This window comes from Staphylococcus sp. FSL W8-0305 (genome assembly GCF_037966415.1).
GTDB classification, from domain to species: Bacteria; Bacillota; Bacilli; order Staphylococcales; family Staphylococcaceae; genus Staphylococcus; species Staphylococcus aureus.
On sequence record NZ_CP150198.1, the window covers coordinates 1,867,101 to 1,884,022 of the forward strand.

The window sequence follows — 16,922 nt, forward strand, 5'->3', positions numbered from 1 at the left end:
TAATCATTTATATATGATATAGGAGGGATTCATGATGATTAAAGTAGGTATCGTTGGCGGTAGCGGTTATGGCGCAATTGAATTAATTCGATTATTACAAACACATCCTCATGTAACGATTGCACACATCTACTCACATTCAAAAGTAGATGAGCCGTTGAAATTAACATTTCCACATTTACAACATATTATGCAACATTTCGAAGCACTTACAGTGGACAATAATGACTGTGATGTAATTTTCTTTGCTACACCAGCACCCGTGAGTAAAACATGTATCCCTCCTTTAGTAGAAAAAGGAATTCATGTTATTGATTTATCTGGTGCATTCAGAATTAAAAACCGTGAAATATATGAAGCATATTACAAAGAAACTGCTGCAGCACAAGATGATTTGAATCATGCTATTTACAGCATTTCAGAATGGCAATCTTTAGATAACAATGGAACGAAACTCATTTCTAACCCTGGCTGTTTCCCTACAGCAACGTTATTAGCATTACATCCACTTATTAGCGAAAAAATTGTAGATTTGTCATCTATTATTATTGATGCTAAGACCGGCGTGTCAGGTGCTGGTCGTTCATTATCACAACGTGTTCATTTTTCAGAAATGAATGAAAATCTAAGCGCTTATGCAATCGGAAACCATAAACACAAACCGGAAATCGAGCAATATTTATCTATCATTGCGGGTCAAGATGTATCAGTCATATTTACACCACATCTCGTACCAATGACACGAGGTATTTTATCAACAATATATGTCAAATTATCATCTGAATATACGACTGAATCATTACATAAATTAATGACCTCTTATTATGCTAATCAGCCATTTGTCAGAATTAGAAATATTGGGACTTTTCCAACCACAAAAGAAGTACTCGGTAGTAACTACTGCGATATCGGTATCTATGTAGATGAAACAACGCAAACAGCAATTTTAGTATCAGTGATTGATAACCTTGTCAAAGGGGCAAGTGGTCAAGCCATTCAAAACTTAAATATATTATATGATTTTGAAGTTACGACTGGCCTAAAACAATCACCAGTTTATCCATAAGGGGTGTTAGAATGAAACATCAAGAAACGACATCACAACAACATAACTTTTCAATTATTAAACATGGCGATATCAGTACACCTCAAGGCTTCACGGCCGGTGGTATGCACATCGGTTTACGCGCTAACAAAAAAGACTTTGGCTGGATTTACTCATCGTCTTTAGCAAGTTCAGCTGCCGTATATACTTTAAACCAATTTAAAGCTGCACCACTTATTGTCACTGAAGACACTTTACAAAAGTCTAAAGGGAAATTACAAGCACTTGTTGTTAATTCAGCTAATGCAAATTCTTGCACAGGTCAGCAAGGTATCGATGATGCACAACAAACTCAAACATGGGTTGCTCAACAACTTCAAATACCATCTGAGCATGTTGCTGTTGCTTCAACTGGTGTTATTGGAGAATATTTGCCAATGGATAAAATTAAAACTGGTACAGAACATATTAATGATGCTAATTTTGCAACGCCAGGTGCGTTTAACGAGGCAATTTTAACAACTGATACATGTACAAAGCATATCGCTGTATCACTAAATATTGATGGTAAAACCATTACAATTGGTGGCAGTGCTAAAGGATCAGGTATGATTCACCCAAATATGGCTACCATGCTTGCTTTTATAACAACCGATGCATCAATTGAATCGAATACACTTCATCAATTATTAAAATCTTCGACTGACCATACATTTAATATGATTACTGTTGATGGCGATACAAGTACAAATGACATGGTATTAGTCATGGCAAATCAACAAGTTGAACACCAAATACTTAATCAAGACCATCCACAATGGGAAACATTTGTTGATGCCTTCAATTTTGTCTGTACATTTTTAGCTAAAGCTATAGCCAGAGATGGCGAAGGCGCAACAAAGTTAATCAGTGTCAATGTTTCAGGCGCTAAATCAATATCAGACGCAAGAAAAATCGGTAAAACTATCGTAAGTTCAAATCTAGTAAAATCAGCTATTTTTGGCGAAGATGCCAATTTTGGTCGAATCATTACAGCTATTGGCTATAGCGGATGTGAAATTGATCCTAACTGCACATATGTTCAACTGAACCAAATACCTGTCGTGGATAAAGGTATGGCTGTACTATTTGATGAGCAAGCTATGTCGAATACATTAACTCATGAAAATGTCACAATTGACGTTCAGCTTGGTTTGGGTAACGCTGCAGCGACTGCATACGGTTGTGATTTATCCTATGATTATGTGCGTATTAACGCATCATATCGAACATAAGGTGGTGTTGGTTAGATGAAATTTATTGTCATTAAAATTGGTGGCAGTACACTAAGTGACATGCATCCATCAATTATTAACAACATTAAGCATTTACGATCAAACAACATCTACCCCATTATCGTTCACGGCGGTGGCCCATTTATTAATGAAGCATTATCAAACCAGCAAATCGAGCCACACTTTGTTAATGGCCTAAGAGTGACTGATAAAGCAACCATGACTATTACTAAACACACGCTCATTGCAGACGTTAACACTGCATTAGTAGCTCAATTTAACCAGCAGCAATGTTCTGCAATAGGCTTATGTGGTTTGGATGCTCAATTATTTGAAATTAAACGTTTTGATCAACAATATGGATATGTCGGGGTTCCAACCACTTTAAATATAGACTCATTGTCTTATTTATGTACTAAATTTGTACCTATCATCAATTCGATTGGTTTCAATAACCATGATGGAGAATTTTACAACATAAATGCAGACACACTCGCCTATTTTATTGCAGCATCATTAGAAGCACCCATTTATGTACTAAGTAATATTGCTGGCGTGCTAATCAACGATGTTGTTATACCTCAACTACCCTTAGCCGATATTAATCAGTATATTGAGCATGGTGATATTTATGGAGGTATGATTCCCAAAGTGCTTGATGCTAAAAATGCTATTAAAAATGGCTGTCCTAAAGTTATCATTGCATCAGGAAACAAGCTAAATATTATCGAAGCTATTTACAATAATGATTTTGTTGGGACAACGATACTAAAATCATCAGTATGACTTTGAATATGACCACTCAATCTTGTATTTTTCGGCTTCGAAACATAGTTGTACCTAATTTGTTTAATGATTATGCAGCGTCACCTTTTCACCTGTCTCATTTCACAAAAGAATTCTTAGAATACAGTATGATACAATATGAGATGAAAAACACTATAAGTGATTTTCAAATTTGTAACTCGAAATATTTTATATTTTAAAAGTTTTTCATTGTGATTATTTTCACAAAATACTATAATGAGGATAGTAAATAGAGAGGAGTCCTTAAGTTGACAAAACGACAAATGGGTATATTCATTTATGCTGGAATTATCGGTGGCTTGTTATCTGGAATTGTAAAATTAGGTTGGGAGGTCATGTTTCCACCTCGCACACCAGAACGTAATGCAACGAACCCACCTCAAGAGTTATTGCAACAATTAGGATTTAGTAGTGAGTTTACGCATCAAACATATACATTTTCAAATATGCAATTGCCTTGGGTAAGCTTTATTGTCCACTTTAGTTTTTCTATCGTCATTGCAATTATTTACTGCATATTAGTTAAAAAATACGCTTACTTAGCAATGGGACAAGGTGCTGTTTTTGGTATTGCTATTTGGGTATTATTCCACCTTATCATTATGCCAATCATGCATACTGTACCTGCTGTGTGGGATCAACCATTCCAAGAGCATCTGTCAGAATTCTTTGGCCATATCGTCTGGATGATGACAATTGAATTAGTGCGACAACATTTTGTCTATCGCTATAAATTAAATTAATACACTGACTAACATTAACGTGAGTTTTAAATCATCGTTTGAGTATGATGATTGATGCTCACGTTATTTTATTAACTGACATGATATAATTCTAGCCAACTTACATGAGCATTAAAGTCTCAAATGCGTCGTAACAAGCCATTATTTTTGGCAATTTCAATATTGCTCAGTATATTTTCACCTTATCACTTACTTTAATCTCGTCATGATTTTGAATGATGCCATCGTGTATTCACCTTTCATTTTTCCAATAAAAAAACATCTAACAGTAAACATTTAGGCAGTATAGTTTAAAATCACTGCCAAATAAAACTGTTAGACGCCATGTTTAACTACTCAATAACTGAAATACAGACACTTTTTTATAACCCCAGGGTGCCTGTCCTAAGAAACATACCTGTACCATAAACTGATCAAAAATAAATTGTTTGAACTTCACTTCACGTGATTGATAAAAGTGTGATTGCGTCATATCATAAATGTCCAATCCTTTGATTAAACCTTCACCAATCAATTTTGTAAAACTTTCTTTTTGTGTCCATATTTGATAAAAATCATTTAAACTACATATTTGATGTGCTTCGTTTGTAGAGAAACACGTCACTAATGTACGCCAGTCTAAACGTTGTGATATCTTTTCGATATCAATACCAACTGGTTCTTTATCGACAACACACACGATATAAGGATAACTATATGATAAGCTCACATAGATGGGCTGTCCATCACGATTGTGTTGAACTATATCTGCCTTACCTCGTGGCGAAATGTGATAATGCCATTCATGTGGTAATAACCCTGTGTCATGTTGAATTCCATATTGCACTAAAATATCTCCCAATCTGTGCATGAGTTTATCTTGATTGTATCTATAGTTGACTGTACGCGGTTTTTTATATGACCAACGACTTTGTGATATTAATTCTTCAATACTTTTCAAGTTACTCTGTAATTGCATTACAAATACTGTCATAACTTTCCCTACTTACTTATTGAATATTGTTTTGATATATTGTGCCCAATGATACAGCCAATTGTTAGTTATCGTTGGCCATTTTTCACTGATGTGATCCATTATTTTTAATGTTAATTTTGTATCTATCATTGCTAGTTGTTGTTCACGGTCAACACTAGTTAATCCAATCGTTTCGTACATGTCTTGTTTCTGTAAAATTTCATTAAATGATTCATCGCTGACGAGTTCAATTTCTTTGCACTTAACACATTCTAATAAAGATTTCACCGGCATTTTATTAGGTGATAACACATGGTAAATGATTTGTGGCGTGTTGACCTGTGCTAATGCGACAATTTGTCTTGCAGTCGTATCCACAAAAGAAAAATCTACAGGCATTTCAGCGAGGCTAACCCCGATACAATCCAGTTGTAACAAATCATTCATTACCATTGAAAAACGGTTAGTCTTTATATTTCTCATATGCCATCTTCCATTGTATGGACTCGTCAAATTACCAACACGTACAATTCGACCATCTAAGCCATTTTTTACAGCTTCTAATACTTTTAATTCACTATAAAATTTACTCCGTGTATATGGTGATGTTAGTAGTTGTCCTTTATAGACATCCGCTTCTGAAAATGTCACATCTTCTGTATCTATATCAAAATAAGTTCCCACACTTATCGTAGACACATATATTAACCTTGCATGATGTTGTTGTGCCAAACGTATGACATCAACAGTACCTTGAACATTTACTTTTTCAAATTCATCATCATCACCAAAGTGATCTGTACGAGCACCTGCATGAATAATTGTATCCATGTTTTCTGGTAAAACAACATCATCCATACACTCGAAATCACCAACAATGACTTCAATGTTTGATAACATCATTTCAACCGTCTCTTCTGAAAAATAATCATTTAAATTCGTCATCAACTTATACCATGCTATTTCCTCATTATCAGCACGTATGAAACAATAAATGCGATGACTGTATCCTTGTAGTGCTTCAATCAGATAAGCACCTAAAAACCCTGTAGCGCCAGTCAATAGTGTTTTTCCTAGAGGTCGATGACTTAGACTATCCTCTAAAATACCCAAATTATAACGAGACATAACAATCTTTTGTAATTCCGAAAGATTATCCGGTAATGCAACTAATGATTGTTGATTTTGGTGCATATAATTAACAATCTGTCGCACGGTTTTATATTGATATAATGTCTGCATTGAAATATGATGGCCAAATCGTTTTAAATGCGAGACAACTAACATCGCCTCTAATGAGTTACCACCAAGTTCAAAGAAATCATCGTCAACACCGACATCATTTTGTTTCAATACCTCTCCGAATACATCAACAAATGTCTGCTCAATTTCATTAGATGGTTCGCTATATACTTTATTAGACTGTTGTATAGGTGATGGATTTGGCAAACGCGTAGTATCCACCTTGTCATTCGTGGTTAATGGTATACAATCGATATACGTTATAGTCTTAGGAATCATATACTTAGGCAGATGATCATTTAAATATTGCTTCAAATCCTGCTCCATTTGTTGTTCTCCGACATAATAAGCATTCAATATATCATGCGTATCAAAGTGACTAACTGTGACAACACAATCAGATATACCACGAATAGCTAATATTGCATTTTCAATTTCATCAAGTTCAATACGGTACCCGTTAACTTTCACTTGTTTATCTATTCTTCCCAAAAATTCAATTTGACCATCAGATGTATAACGTGCTAAATCACCACTATGATACAACTTTCCTTTACCAAATGGATTATTTTGCCATTTATCAGCCATTAATTCCGGACGATTAATATATCCTATCGCTAAACTATCACCTGCAATACACAACTCGCCTGGCATACCAATACCGCATAACAAACCATCTGACATAATATACACTTGGATGTTAGATAAGGGTTTGCCAATTGGAATCGTCTCAGGTATCAAATCACCACATTGATGTGACCAATACGATGTGATGACTGTTGACTCAGATGGTCCATAGGCATTGAAATACGTGCCACAATGCTTCTCAATATATTTAACAAAGGATGCCGTACTAGTTGCCCCGCCTGTAATCAATTTTTCAATATAAAAGTCTTCCATAACACTACACATCTGTAATGGAATCGACGCCACCGTCACACGATGCTTATTAATGAGTTGTTGTAACTGTTCTGGATTAACACGTTCCTCTCTATCTGGAATCACAAGCGTATGACCATTTAACAAACAACAATAAATCTCCATAACTGATGCATCAAAAACAATATTTGCATGTTGCAAAAATACTTCATTGTCGCCTAATTGCAATTCAGTTGACCATGCATGCACTAAATTCAACAAATTTCGTTGTCGTATGGCAACCCCTTTAGGCATCCCGGTCGTACCAGATGTGTAAATAGCATACATCTCATTATCTAACATCGCTGTGTTTTCGAGTTGATCGCCATGTAAATCATCATATTGTTCATTTTCCTTTGATTCAACAAAACCTTTAGCATTTTCCAATTGAATGACTGGTAATGTCGTTTCAATTTCAACGCCGTAAGACATGACTGCAGTTACTTTAGCATCCTCCAAAATTGCACCTTGTCGCTTTTTCGGAAAATCAATATCGATAGGTATATAAGATGCACCTACTTTAACTGTCGCCAACATCGCCGCAATCATTTCAAAACTACGTTCTGTTATTAAAGCAACTCGTTGACCCTTGCCCACACCATTTGATAGGAGCATGTGCGCAATAGCATCTACATAGTTGTGTAATGTTTCATACGTCATTGTCAAATCATTCATGACTAGCGCAACATGATTACCTTGTCGTGAGACAACTTCATCAAAGTAACTTATGATAGATTTATTTCCCGGGACATTAAGCATTCGATCGTTAACATGCGTATTGACCCAATTTAAAAGTTCCTCCGTGCCGTTTGGTATATCACGAATTTGTAGTGTATCTTGATGCTTCAAAATATAATCAATCATAATCATACATTGATTACCCATGTGACGAACTGTTTCTGAGTGATATAAATCGGTATTATACTCGATATTGATTGTATAGTCATCGCAATCTTCTTCAATGATGAAAGATAAATCAAATTTCGCCGTCACCGATTTGGGTTGAATGTGTGTTAATTTACTATGCCCAAAATGAGCATGATTCGTTTCATTGTTTTGTAGTACTAACATGACATCAAATAATGGATTCCGTGAGGCATCATGTGATTGATCTAAGTCATTTACTAAACATTCGAATGGGTATTCTTGATGCTCGTATGCCTCCAAACTCATTTCCTTAACCTCTTGTAAAAACTGTGTCCACATTTTATCAAGTGACGGTTGCCCTCTATATACCAACGTATTAGCAAACATGCCTAGCATTTGCTCCGTGCCTTTATGCATACGCGCACTCATGACACTACCGACAACAACATCATCTTTTCGAGCATATCTGCTTAACAACGTCATGACCACACTCATAAAGAACATAAAATCAGTAATTTGATGCTTTTCTACATACTTTTGAAGTAGCTGTCTCATTTGTTGATTCATTGTAAATGACATCATTGCTCCATTTGTCGTTTTAATATTTGGTCTAACATAGTCTGTCGGTAAGCTTAAAATAGGTACTTCATCTTTGAATTGAGATAACCAATATTGTCTATGTTTCGTCATATCACGATGCGACATCCATTCACTATAGTCTTTATATTGCAATTTAAGTGGTAACAATAATTTATGTTGATATAATGCGTTAAGATCATTCATTAATTGTATATTACTCATACCATCATTAATAATATGATGTGTATCTATAAACAGGTATGCATGTAATGGACTTCGAATGTATCTCACTCTAATTTGGCTTGGCTTTTCCAAATTAAAAGGTGCCACAAATTGGCGCATGATTTCTTGTTCATCCGTAAAATGCGTGTTAACTTCTTTAAAGTCAGCTACAACATCTGCCACAATACGTTGTCGAACCTCATCATCTACAACAATATATTGTGTTCGTAGAATCTCATGTCGCGCTATCAAATGCTGAACTGCTTGTCGCAATTGAGCTACATTAAGTTCTGATGATAACCGCCATAAAAAAGGTATGTTATACACCGTATCTTTATGGTTTGATTTCCATAATAAATACATTCGCTTTTGTGCAGAGCTCAACACATAATCATCTTTAACTATAGCTTCAGGAATCACTTCATAGTTTTGTTCTTGAACCTTAGCAATCGCTTGCGCTAGTTCAAATACAGTTGGCTTTTGTAATAAATCACCAATTTGTAATCGTTTCCCAGTAGATGCCTCTATCCGATTCACCACTAACGTTGCTTTTAAGGAATGGCCACCTAATTCAAAGAAATTATCATGAATACCTACTTGATTCACATGTAAAATATCTGCAAAAATTTGGCATAGCAAGTGTTCGGTATCTGTACTCGGTGCTACATAGGCATCCGTATCGACATAGTCCATGATAGGCAATGCCTTCTTATCTAATTTCCCATTAATAGTAATAGGAATTTGCTCAATATGCATAAAATTAACTGGTATCATGTACTCAGGTAAGGTCATACGTAATTGTGATTTAATCTTATTATGTGATAATGTATGCATCGCTTCATAATAAGCAACGATATACTGGTCTTGATCATGATTTTGAACAATAACAACAGCTTTATTAATACCTTGTATACGCTCGAGCGCATGCTCAACCTCTGACAACTCAATCCTAAATCCTCGAATCTTAACTTGTTTGTCCTTTCGATATAAATAATCTATGTTGCCATCGGGTAACAAACGTACGATATCACCACTTCTATACATCAGCTGATTTATATTTGAATCTTTGATAAATTTATCTGCTGTCAATTCTGGCTGATTTAAATAACCTGCAGCCAACCCAAAGCCACTTGTACATAATTCTCCAGGAATACCAACGCCACACCGACGCTCGCCTTGCATGATATAAACATGAGTACCAAGAATCGGTTTACCAATAGGAATACGATTTGGAACTTTGTTAGGTATATTATACGTCGTTGTAAATGTTGTATTTTCAGTTGGTCCATAACCATTAATAATTTGAGGATGCTTCGGTCTTTGATTAAGCAAATCCACCCACTTAGCATTCAATACTTCTCCACCAATTAATAAATACTTTAACGGTACCAATACTTCTATTCGTTCACTAGCAATCTGATTAAATAATGAGGAGGTTAACCACATAGTATTGACGTCATTTTCATTGATTAATTGTTCTAACGCTATTGGATTTAATAATTGTTCTGTTTTAGCAACAATCAGTTTTCCACCATTTAGCAATGCACCATATATTTCAAATGTTGCAGCGTCAAAGGCTATAGTTCCTGATAACAAAATCGTCGTCTTTTCATTTAATGGTACATAATGATTTTGATGGACCAAGCGAACAATACCTCGGTGCGGAATTAGTGTCCCTTTAGGGTTACCAGTTGTCCCCGACGTGTAAATAACATACGCATGATCTTCTAACGTGTTACATTTAGAAAGATTATCAATATTTTTCCACGCTATCTTGTTCAAATCAATGTGATTAATATCTCGTTTACCATTTTCATATACTACTTGATATGTGATAACAACTTTAGGCGTTGCATCTTTTAAAATGTACTCCTGACGATCACTTGGATAGTTCGGATCAATTGGCACGTAAGCCCCACCAGCTTTCAACACACCTATCATCGCTACTATCATCTCAATACTTTTTTCAGCTATGACAGCGACACGATCATTAGGTTCAACACCATACTGGTTTCTCAAACGTTGTGCTAAATCATTCGCGCGTGCATTCAATGTTTGATATGTTATAAACACTCCGTCAAATTGCACAGCGACATAATTCGGTGTTGCTTCAACTTGTTGCTCAAATAAGGTAACAACTGTTTGCGCATCATCTATCTCAGGTAAACTTAAATTGATATCGTCATATAATTGAATATCACGTTCTGTCATCAAATTAAGTTCATCTACAGTTGTTCGTTTATTTCCATTTTCTTTAGTAATTTGCAAATAAATATTACGAACTAAGTCACTCAGCGTCTCGATTGAGAGCAAATCATATGCTGCACTGTTATATATAATTTTGAACCCGTGTTGATGTGGAAAAATTTCAATATCCGCTAAAGATGTATGTGCATCATGTATTTGATGTACATCCTCAATAACATCATTACAACAAGACATCATTTGATGATAACAATGAAAAATAGTCTCTAATGAAAGCGAAGACTTCGCGCACTGTAATTGCGACATATTTTGCAACACACTTTTATTAAAATCTGTTGTAAAGCGTTGACATACATCTTTTGCATCGATTGTTAACGTTAATGGCACAATATTTCCGTGTAAATCATTTGGTAAATGTGATGGTACATGTATACCTAATGTGACATCATGTTGTTGACTCATTATATGATTAGCTAAATACACACTAACAGCCAACGATGCCATATCTATTGATGTCATATCATCAATCAAATACGTTTGATATAAAGCTTGCTCAAATGGATGCTTAATTGGTAAATAACTATCGATATGGATGTCAGAGTTATTCTCTAGCCGAAAATAGTTTGAGTCTAATGCTATATGCGATGCATCTTGATTGTCTTTATCATCATTTCTATTTAAATGTGCATGCTGTCGAGTATTGTTAATAACAGTATTGCCACGATATGCATTGCATAAATCATCAAGAAAAATATCAATTTGACTATCATCGAAAATGGACACATGAAAATCTAATAATATATATGCAGCATCAGCGAACTGAAACAATTTAAATTTGAATAAAGGTGAATCATTAAAATGGTAAGTACTTAATTCTTGCTTAAAAAAAGCTTCTAAATCATAGTTTGCGGAAGAAGATGGAACTTGTTTTATCTCAATAAAAGGCAGAAATTCATGAAGTATCATTGTTAAATTGTCATCGGTAGTAACATCAAAAAAATGTCTTATAGATGCATGTTGTTGCACAATTGTCGATAATGCATACATCATTTTAGTAGCTTCAATATTTTTAGCGAGTTTAACCCAATACGCATTACGGTGTGTCGTTGATTCTGTATTATTTTTGTATATACGAAAATATTCCTGTTGAAATCTCAAATTGCCCATAATCATAAAAAGTCCTTCTTTCATATCATAATACTCATTACTTACTGAAATTGCATGATGATATGATAACCGACGAAATGTTAATTAACTCGTTATGTAATGATTAATATAAAACACCATTCGCAACATATGAGCGATATATTCTACCCTAAAATACATCTTGTATCATCGTTACAATTGGTATATTTTTCAATGTAAATTACATACATATTCGATAACTAGCACACTACAACTCGTTAATCACTTTCTCTTATTCATATCTCATTGCAAGTTCAATATTGTTGTTACAAAATATCCATGAAGCAAGTTTATATTAAACAAACAACTCGCATAAAACAATTGTTATCCTTAAATTTTAACAAATTCTTAATAAATTTATCTCTATTTTAATTACGACCAAATTAATAGGTTTTCAATATAAAAAGATGCATAGAATAAATATTTAAATAAATTCAATTTGTATTCACTTGTTTTTGTCCCCCGAATACACCAGCAACAAGCATGCTAGCACCAATTGTTAAAACTATAAACATATACAGTCCCATTTGTAATGTCGTTAAGAAAGCACCCAACACAATCCCTAACCTAGCTAGTGTTTCTGAAAAATGAATGCCTAATGCATTAACTGCACTATATGTTCCTCTTTTAGCTTTAGGAATAATTTTAAAGCGTTGTTCTGAAACTATAGGCGAATAAATAATTTCACCTACAGTCGCAATTATCATAAAAACAACTAATAAGCCAAACTGATTAAGATAGGTTAGACCACTATAGCCAACAATATAAATCAGCAAACCAGTGATTAAAGCTTTTTTAAAATCTATTTTCAATACAATTTTCGAGATTGAATACGTGAGTAAAATGACGACGACCGTATTAATCATTAGCAAGATTGCTAACATCTTAGCACCTGTAATATCATATGAACCTATACTTATTGTTTCAAACTGATCCTTTAGTCTAATAGCAATATATGAGGAGATTGAAAATTCACCCATCATGATGATACTGAACCCCGAAATCAATAACATATAATTACGGTCTTTCAAAACTAATTTATAACTGCGAAATATATTCATTATTTGTAATTTTTGATAACGACTTGCATGTTTCTTGTCATCACTTTGCTTTACTTGATTTCGGTCTTGAGGTAACCAAATATATAAAATAAACAGTACAATTAAAAATATACAAGCTGCTATTAAGAAAAGCAGTAACATACTGTAGCCATACATCAAGCCACCTAACAATGCTCCAATAGCTACCGATAAGTTCGTCATCCAATAGCTAATCTTGTAAATATAATGTTCCACATCTTCGGTAATTGCATCCATAATTAACGTGTCCATAACTGGAAATTGCAATCCCCAAACAATTGTAAATATGGCGTATGCAACACAAAAACCAATAATTTGCCACAATTGATGTGACCCAAATATGCCCATGAACACAAGCATTATCACCATCGTCGCTTGATAAATAAGTACTAGCAACTTTTTCGGAAATATCTCAATAAGGTAACCAGATATAATAGACAATGGAAATTTTAGAACCACTAAACCAACAAGGTATATACCGACAATTGATTGACTTAACATATCTGTTAAATATAGTGCTATAAACGGTATAAATGCTGTCGTAATAATTAGCTGTAAAAAATTGCTAATCAATCGTACTTTCAAAGTCGTACTTAAACGTTTCATTGATAACTACACCCCTATCCACATATATGCACACTACCATTTATATAAAATCTATTATTTGATTATACGTTGAATCAAAGAATTTTTAGTTATACAAAGTTATTTAACAAACAAATGTATCGACTTTACAATGCATCTTGCATATAATGCCTCAAAAAAATTAGCACTATATGACTATATATTATTCCAAATGAGTAAAATTTATCAACATTTGCGTAAGTGAACACATATGTGCGTAAACGTTAAATCATTGTCCTAACATAGCCGTGACTATACTTAGATGTAATCATAAAAAAACTACTGCCATCTTTACAACAGCAGTAGTACTTATATGATTCATTTATATAAAATTGAAAGCGTTAATCGCTAGCCCAGCATCCTTATTCTATTTAGCTGTATAACTTTTACTAGCAATACGACCACTTGCAACAATAATATCTTTATCTTGGAAAGGTTCATGATTGAAGAAACGCTCTAAAATATCTTTAACTCCATCTTCAATACGTTTTTGTGCTTCTAAAGTCATACCTGAATAGTGAACTGTCATAGCATTTCTAGGCATTGTTCTCCATGGATGATCAGCAGGTGCAGGTTGTGGATACCAAACATCACCAGCATATCCTTGTAAATGCTCAGATGCTAACGCTTCAACTAACGCATCGCGATTTACAATTTTACCACGTGCAGTATTCACTAAATAACTGTGTTTTTTCATACGACTTAAAACATCTTTATCAAATAAGTTATCAGTTTCTGGTGTTAATGGTGCATGAATTGTAATCGCATCACTTGTTGAAACAAGTTCATCAAAGCTTACAAATTTAGACAATTTATGGTCTTGTTGATTGATTGGATCATAGTGTTGTAATGTTACATTAAATGGCGCTAATCTTTCAGCAACAAGTTGTCCAATTCGTCCAAATCCAAAAATACCAATTGTTTTGTGTTGTAATTCATGCGCATGATTACCTACTTGAGACAAGTTCCATTCACCTTCTACTGATTGACGATGACCTTCTTCATAGTTTCTAAGAAGTATTAATAAATCCATAACTGCATGTTCTGCCACACTAACTGTATTACTTCCTGTAACTTCAACGACACCAATGTTATGTTCACTTGCTGCCGCTAAATCTACATGGTCAGATCCTACACCTGCTGTAATTGCTAATTTCAAGTTCGGTGCTTTTTCAATACGTTCACGAGTCATATATGCAGGATAAAATGGCGCACTAATAATCACATCCATATCTGGTAAATGTTTATCTAAGTCTTCACCATTATCTGCTAATATAATGAACTCTTGTCCTCTTTCCTCTAAAAATGTTTTTAATCCTAATGCTTTTTTAGTATTAAGTAATTGATTGTCTTGACCTTCTACTGCTTCTGGAAATAACGCTACGATTTTCATATCCATCTCTCCTAAATGATAAATTTTGACTTCCTTAAAGTACGTGTTGCATGTTGCTTGTTTTAAAAATATGACAAAAAAACGGCACTGTTTGACATACCACCCCCTTGAATTATTGTTAAATTCAAAGCGAAGTTAGCAAACAGCACCGCGTACCTTACACCAGCAACACTTATTCTATTGACTTATCGAAAACAAATATTGAAATGACTTCATCATCATTCAAATCAATATCTGTAAATAATTTTACAAACTTAGCGCCTACAACACTTTCCATCTCATTTACATCTATTTCTTTATACATCTGTTTAATCTTCTCTGTGCGTGTATAATGGAGCATCGATTCATTGCGTTTGTCGTTTAGGTAAAAACTCTCAACTTTACTCAAAACACCTGTCATATGTGCAATCGCCCAATTATCTTTAAACGACACTCGAATACTGTTGGGTCCTTTACCCACGTATTCTTTACGATAAGATCTTACTAGATTCGAGAATTGTTGTTCTTTAGTATGCGTATCTATAGTATTCACCTTCTCTAAAATAAGAAGTTCATTAATTGTTCACATTTTCATTATACACCTTATTAACACTTTTTCAATGATAACGATTATTATTACGAAATGTATATTTTCCTAGTTAAAAGGATATAACAAATTAACAGAAAATGTTTATAAACTAAGATTTATATTATTTTAAAAATTGTTTCAACAAGCGCATCTAAACAACAAATCAGCATATCATACTTACCCCTTCAACTCTGCCTCAAGTTTACCTAAATGTCTTAATGTTGGCGTTAATGCCGCAAAGAAGAATCCTTCTTTTAATTTACGTACTTGTGGCGAATATGGTGTGTACGCTCTTGAACCACCATTGACAACAGAAGCTTGATTTACATCTAACAATAAGTAGCCAATGTCCTTCTTCAATGATATTAATTCATTTAAATGTGAAGTTAAGTTACCGTCATCTAATATTGCATAATATTCCTCTCTAAGTTGACGATAGCGTTTTTTAAAACCTTCAACATCATACTCTAAATATTGATTTATTCCGTTTTGCGCATTTGAAAATGCATCAATTAACTCTAAAGAACTTTTAATTGAGCCTAATCCTATTGGAATTTGGTAAGCAATAAATTGCGGGCGAATAGTTGCCGCAAACTGCTTCGCATCATGCGTGATAATTTGTGATTGTGGCACTGCGACTTGATTCAAAGTAATTTGATACGTTGCTGAGCCGTTTACCCCTAAAAAATTTGTTTTTTCAACAAGCGTGATACCATCTTGATTGGCACGTAGAATGAACATGACAAATTCATCTGATGATTCATGCTTCGAAATCGCACCAAAATAATGGTCTTCTTGAATATTACTTACAGCTGGCATACGTCCACTGACAACCAATTGTCCATCAACATAAGTGTGTTCAAGGTTCAACTTTTCTAAATCATTAAATGACTTCATCGGATTAGACAATCCGGTAGCACCTAATATTTCTCCAGATAACAATTGCTGTTGTAAGTCATTATTTAAATGTGGCTGTGTGGCATTTTCTAAATACGTTGAAAAAGCCAATTGGCACCATAAACAAAATCCTGTTGTCAAACAAGACTGCGATACAGCTTCGATTACTTCAGCATTTTTTCTCAGTGTCGCTTCACCAAAATAGCCATCTACAAATAATTGTTGGATAAATGTTCTCGGATAATACGTCCCTTCATCAACTTCTACTAAATGAGGATCTAATTGTTCTTTGATAAGTGTTTCTAAAGTCATCATCATC

The 16,922-nt window shown here is 34.2% G+C and carries 10 protein-coding genes; 4 read left to right on the forward strand and 6 right to left on the reverse strand.

Going from position 1 to position 16,922, the window contains the following annotated elements; genetic code table 11:
- Positions 1-34: 34 nt before the first annotated feature.
- From argC to NST10_RS09195, 4 genes are all read left to right on the forward strand, one after another.
- Positions 35-1,066, forward strand: coding sequence for an N-acetyl-gamma-glutamyl-phosphate reductase (gene argC, locus NST10_RS09180; protein ID WP_339212077.1), 1,032 nt, complete (start codon positions 35-37; stop codon positions 1,064-1,066).
- 11 nt (positions 1,067-1,077) lie between these two features.
- Positions 1,078-2,319: a bifunctional glutamate N-acetyltransferase/amino-acid acetyltransferase ArgJ gene (gene argJ, locus NST10_RS09185; protein WP_000682595.1), complete on the forward strand. Its 1,242-nt coding sequence runs from the start codon at positions 1,078-1,080 to the stop codon at positions 2,317-2,319.
- Positions 2,320-2,334: 15 nt separating this feature from the next.
- Positions 2,335-3,105, forward strand: a complete 771-nt coding sequence (gene argB, locus NST10_RS09190) for an acetylglutamate kinase (protein WP_339209591.1) — start codon at positions 2,335-2,337, stop codon at positions 3,103-3,105.
- A 284-nt stretch (positions 3,106-3,389) separates the two neighbouring features.
- Positions 3,390-3,869 (forward strand): YagU family protein, encoded by a 480-nt coding sequence (locus tag NST10_RS09195; protein WP_001819665.1) that lies wholly within the window; start codon positions 3,390-3,392, stop codon positions 3,867-3,869.
- A 328-nt stretch (positions 3,870-4,197) separates the two neighbouring features.
- On the opposite strand, the gene NST10_RS09200 is transcribed toward NST10_RS09195, so the two are convergent.
- The 6 genes from NST10_RS09200 to NST10_RS09225 form a co-directional block, all read right to left on the reverse strand.
- Positions 4,198-4,842, reverse strand: coding sequence for a 4'-phosphopantetheinyl transferase superfamily protein (locus NST10_RS09200; RefSeq protein ID WP_000215724.1), 645 nt, complete (start codon positions 4,840-4,842; stop codon positions 4,198-4,200).
- 12 nt (positions 4,843-4,854) lie between these two features.
- Complete coding sequence (locus NST10_RS09205) at positions 4,855-12,030, reverse strand: non-ribosomal peptide synthetase (protein ID WP_000605274.1); 7,176 nt, start codon at positions 12,028-12,030, stop codon at positions 4,855-4,857.
- Positions 12,031-12,476: 446 nt separating this feature from the next.
- Complete coding sequence (locus NST10_RS09210) at positions 12,477-13,727, reverse strand: MFS transporter (RefSeq protein WP_000826855.1); 1,251 nt, start codon at positions 13,725-13,727, stop codon at positions 12,477-12,479.
- A 385-nt stretch (positions 13,728-14,112) separates the two neighbouring features.
- A complete protein-coding gene (locus NST10_RS09215) occupies positions 14,113-15,138 on the reverse strand; it encodes an NAD-dependent formate dehydrogenase (protein ID WP_000706134.1) in 1,026 nt (341 codons plus the stop codon).
- Between the two features lie 172 nt (positions 15,139-15,310).
- Positions 15,311-15,670 (reverse strand): DUF2294 domain-containing protein, encoded by a 360-nt coding sequence (locus NST10_RS09220; protein WP_001092006.1) that lies wholly within the window; start codon positions 15,668-15,670, stop codon positions 15,311-15,313.
- Between the two features lie 213 nt (positions 15,671-15,883).
- Positions 15,884-16,915 carry an acyl-CoA/acyl-ACP dehydrogenase gene (locus tag NST10_RS09225; protein ID WP_000171661.1) on the reverse strand — a complete coding sequence of 344 codons (1,032 nt, stop codon included), beginning with the start codon at positions 16,913-16,915 and terminating at the stop codon, positions 15,884-15,886.
- Between the last annotated feature and the right edge of the window lie 7 nt (positions 16,916-16,922).

What these genes read in the sequence shown, in the direction of transcription:
- argJ (WP_000682595.1), top strand. Translation starts at nt 1,078, where the DNA reads ATGAAACATCAAGAAACGACATCACAACAACATAACTTTTCAATTATT.
- NST10_RS09225 (WP_000171661.1), bottom strand. Translation starts at nt 16,915, where the DNA reads ATGACTTTAGAAACACTTATCAAAGAACAATTAGATCCTCATTTAGTA.
- argC (WP_339212077.1), top strand. Translation starts at nt 35, where the DNA reads ATGATTAAAGTAGGTATCGTTGGCGGTAGCGGTTATGGCGCAATTGAA.
- NST10_RS09195 (WP_001819665.1), top strand. Translation starts at nt 3,390, where the DNA reads ATGGGTATATTCATTTATGCTGGAATTATCGGTGGCTTGTTATCTGGA.
- argB (WP_339209591.1), top strand. Translation starts at nt 2,335, where the DNA reads ATGAAATTTATTGTCATTAAAATTGGTGGCAGTACACTAAGTGACATG.
- NST10_RS09215 (WP_000706134.1), bottom strand. Translation starts at nt 15,138, where the DNA reads ATGAAAATCGTAGCGTTATTTCCAGAAGCAGTAGAAGGTCAAGACAAT.
- NST10_RS09210 (WP_000826855.1), bottom strand. Translation starts at nt 13,727, where the DNA reads ATGAAACGTTTAAGTACGACTTTGAAAGTACGATTGATTAGCAATTTT.
- NST10_RS09205 (WP_000605274.1), bottom strand. Translation starts at nt 12,030, where the DNA reads ATGATTATGGGCAATTTGAGATTTCAACAGGAATATTTTCGTATATAC.
- NST10_RS09200 (WP_000215724.1), bottom strand. Translation starts at nt 4,842, where the DNA reads ATGACAGTATTTGTAATGCAATTACAGAGTAACTTGAAAAGTATTGAA.